This is a genomic window from Flavobacterium sp. HTF, assembly GCF_003105115.1.
GTDB lineage: Bacteria > Bacteroidota > Bacteroidia > Flavobacteriales > Flavobacteriaceae > Flavobacterium.
Genome location: NZ_QETH01000167.1, coordinates 1 through 3,559, shown reverse-complemented (window position 1 = coordinate 3,559; position 3,559 = coordinate 1). Strand labels below are relative to the sequence as shown.

The 3,559-nt window shown below is 34.4% G+C and carries 5 protein-coding genes; all 5 read right to left on the bottom strand.

What is annotated here, in order from left to right:
• Nucleotides 1-172 precede the first annotated feature (172 nt).
• On the bottom strand, nucleotides 173-1,348 hold the full coding sequence (locus DCO46_RS22415; protein ID WP_116754681.1) for a GlmU family protein: 1,176 nt from the start codon (nucleotides 1,346-1,348) through the stop codon (nucleotides 173-175).
• Between the two features lie 135 nt (nucleotides 1,349-1,483).
• The gene (locus tag DCO46_RS22410; protein ID WP_116754680.1) at nucleotides 1,484-2,011 is read right to left on the bottom strand and encodes a nuclear transport factor 2 family protein; all 528 of its coding nucleotides are present in this window, start codon (nucleotides 2,009-2,011) and stop codon (nucleotides 1,484-1,486) included.
• 7 nt (nucleotides 2,012-2,018) lie between these two features.
• Nucleotides 2,019-2,447 carry a tautomerase family protein gene (locus DCO46_RS22405; RefSeq protein ID WP_116754679.1) on the bottom strand — a complete coding sequence of 143 codons (429 nt, stop codon included), beginning with the start codon at nucleotides 2,445-2,447 and terminating at the stop codon, nucleotides 2,019-2,021.
• 52 nt (nucleotides 2,448-2,499) lie between these two features.
• Nucleotides 2,500-3,075, bottom strand: coding sequence for a Crp/Fnr family transcriptional regulator (locus DCO46_RS22400; protein ID WP_116754682.1), 576 nt, complete (start codon nucleotides 3,073-3,075; stop codon nucleotides 2,500-2,502).
• Nucleotides 3,076-3,218: 143 nt separating this feature from the next.
• Nucleotides 3,219-3,473 carry a type B 50S ribosomal protein L31 gene (locus DCO46_RS22395; protein WP_116754678.1) on the bottom strand — a complete coding sequence of 85 codons (255 nt, stop codon included), beginning with the start codon at nucleotides 3,471-3,473 and terminating at the stop codon, nucleotides 3,219-3,221.
• Between the last annotated feature and the right edge of the window lie 86 nt (nucleotides 3,474-3,559).

Here is a 3,559-nt window from a genome sequence, read left to right as displayed (position 1 = left end):
ATAGGTTCCTGCGGAACAACAATAGAGCCTTCGGCTCGAGCTATATTGTAGGGCCGGACTTCAGTCCGGTTTATCTAAATGCAAAAACCCGTCAGATTTATCCGAGGCTTCGGGACTGACGGGTTTGCTTAAAAATTATCTAATTTTCTAATTGACTAATTATCTAATTAATTTAATCTTTTCTCCATTTTTTTGTTTCCTCAAAAATGTGTTCCAAAATTGACGCTTCTGTTTCGTCGAAATCTATATTTCTTCGTCCCATTACCAATTTTGCGGTTTCAAAAGCTTTTTTAGTGACATAAGTTGTAAAACCTGCTGCTCCTCCCCATGAAAAACTTGGCACAAAGTTGCGTGGAAAACCAGATCCGAAAATATTGGCACTTACTCCAACAACAGTTCCGGTGTTAAACATCGTATTAATTCCGCATTTACTGTGATCTCCCATCATCAAACCACAAAACTGAAGTCCGGTTTTAGCAAAACCTTCTGTTTCGTAACTCCATAATTTTACTTCTTCGTAATTATTTTTCAGGTTCGAGTTATTAGAATCTGCACCGATGTTGCACCATTCGCCTAAAACAGAATCTCCTAAAAATCCGTCGTGTCCTTTGTTTGAATTCGCAAAAAGAACCGAGTTTTTTACCTCTCCTCCTATTCTGGATCCCGGACCAACAGTTGTTGCACCGTACACTTTTGCATTCAATTTTACTTGTGCGTTTTCGCATAAAGCAAAAGGCCCGCGAATAACTGTGCCTTCCATAATCTCAGAATTCCTGCCTATATATATAGGTCCGTTGGATGCATTTAAAGTCACGAACTCTAATTTTGCTCCTTCTTCGATAAATATATTTTCCGGCGCAATTACATTAACGCTCTTTGGGATCGGCTGTGATTTTCTGTCTTCTGTCAGATAGATAAAATCCTCACGAATTGCAGCGTCATTTTTTGAAAAAATATCCCAAGTATGTTCAACTGTCAGACAATCATCATTATATTGAATAATTTCATAAGAATCGAAATCAACTTCTTCCTGATTTTCAGATGCAAAAAAAGCAATTACATCTTCTCCTTTAAAAATTGCCTGATTTACTTTCAAATCAGAAATCATCTCTGCAAGTTTATCATTTGGCAGATAAGCTGCATTGATCATTACGTTCTCTTCTAATTCTACCATCGGAAATTTTTCCGACAAATAGTCTTCTGTGATGGTCGTAATAGTAGATCCTAAACGCATTTCCCATTTTTGACGAATCGTCATAATTCCGATTAAAATATCAGCAACGGGCCTGGTAAAAGTAAAAGGGAGCAAAGCATTCCGGACGGGACCGTCAAATAGAATGTAATTCATAAATTAATTAATATTTGTTAAAATTTTGAGTTGGTTACCTGGCCCAAAGTTACAAATATTTTATTTGTATCATTAGACATGTTTCTTCTCATGAAAGAAAATACAGCACTTTCCACCCCATATCCAGTAACAAATTTATTTACCCTGCCTTTCCTTGAGATCTGGCTGTTTAAAATATTTAATTAATTCTAATGAATAAATCACACTTGTAATTTTCCATTTTCCATCTCTTTTAATAAGATTTAAATACTTGCTGCCCCAATTTGTCATTTTATTATCAGCCCAAAAACTATAATCCATCGTTACAGAAGCAACCGTTCCGTCTTCGACAATTTTAATATTATCAAACTTATCCTCAGTAGTTTTATCCCTGAACAAACCCCTCATAAAACCCTTATAGGATCCCGAAAAATAATTACTACCCGCTTTTGTTTCTCCTTTTGCTTCGATTTCTCTGGCCTGAGTCCTGTCTTTATAAGCTGCGCACCAGATCACATTTCCTTCATTAAACAAACTGTAAAAAGCAACAGAATCTTTGGCAATAACACTTTGTGAATAGGTCTCAATAATTGCTGATATTGTTTTCTTATCGTCGGTTTTTTTCTGCCCGTAAAATGGAAATACAGCCAAAAGCAGAATCGATATCATTTTAAATTTTCCCATTTCTGTTTTATCTAAGGTTATTTTCTGTTTTAAAATTCAGGATTTTATTGTTGATGATTTTGTATTCTATGGTAAGTCCTTCATAACCGTAAGCATCGGCTTTCATTTCTTCTATTGCCGTATAGCTTACCGGATGAACATTCCCAAGTACAGATGACAACGATGCATGCAAGGCTTCTATATATTTTGCCTTGTCGTCTTTGAGATTTGTGGAGTCTGAAATTTTAATCGTCAAAAAGAAACTGTTCTTTTTTAATTCAGCTAAGGATTCTGAATTTACAAACCATAAATAATCCGGAATAAAAGACACGGTTACGACTGTAACTTCGGGTTTTTTATGCAGGATTTGGCTGGTGAGACTGCTAATGGTTTTTACGAGTTCTTTTGCTAAAGCAGGGTTTTCGTTACCGCTGACTTTAAGATGAATTGCTGGCATACTTCAAATATTTATAGATTACTGAAGTACAAAATTCAACCTAAATAAAGACTTATTTATTGATGTATGTTAAGAGTTTAATGCGGCTTAAGGATTCTGGTTTTATTCCGAGATAAGAAGCAATATGATATTGTGAAATTTGCTGTTCTATTCCCGGATAGGTTTTATAAAGCAACTCCAGTCGTTCTGTGGCAGAATTTTTCAAAAATGAAGTTTCGCGTTTGCATTTTCTGATAAAGAAAACATCCGAGATGTATTTTGCCAATTTCAAAAAATGGACATCTTCATCAATTAGCGCATTAAACTTTTTATAAGTAATGAAAGCTATTTCTGTATCAGCCAGAGCTTCAATATTGCAATTCGTCGGGCTTTGGGTTAAATAACTTGTGTAAGCGGTCACCAGGCTATTCTGAAGATAAAAATCATTATTAAATTCCACACTATCATTTTGAACATAAGACCGGAGTTTGCCCGAAATAACAAAACCTATAAAATCACACACAGAGCCTTCCTGAATCAAATGTTCTTTTTTCTTTAAGGTTTTCGTTGTAAGTAAACTACAAAACTTCTCAAGATGATGCATTTCCAGCCCCAGCTTATCAACAAAAATATCTTTTAGAAACTCCATTGCTTTTTTAATTAGATCATTCTTTTCAAAGATAAAGATTATTAGCCAGCAAAAACCCCTGTTGTTTTTGAAGGAATTTAAATTTATCGCATAAAAAAAGCCTCCCAATCTGGAAGGCTTTTGTATTTAAAGAAAAACAGCTATTATTTTTTAGCGTGTTTTGCATATTTAGTTTTGAATTTATCAATACGTCCTGCAGTATCGATAAGTTTAGATTTACCAGTATAAAATGGGTGAGATGTTCTGGAAATCTCCATTTTTACAACTGGATACTCAACTCCGTCAACTTCAATCGTTTCTTTTGTATCTGCAGTAGATTTAGTGATAAAAACATCTTCATTTGACATGTCTTTAAATGCAACTAGTCTGTAATTTTCTGGGTGAATTCCTTTTTTCATCTTTTCTTTTATTTATTGTTTGGAGCATTTTTCATTTTGAAGCTTTTTCATGGTTAGAAAAAGGTGTAAACAAATTATACTCTTTT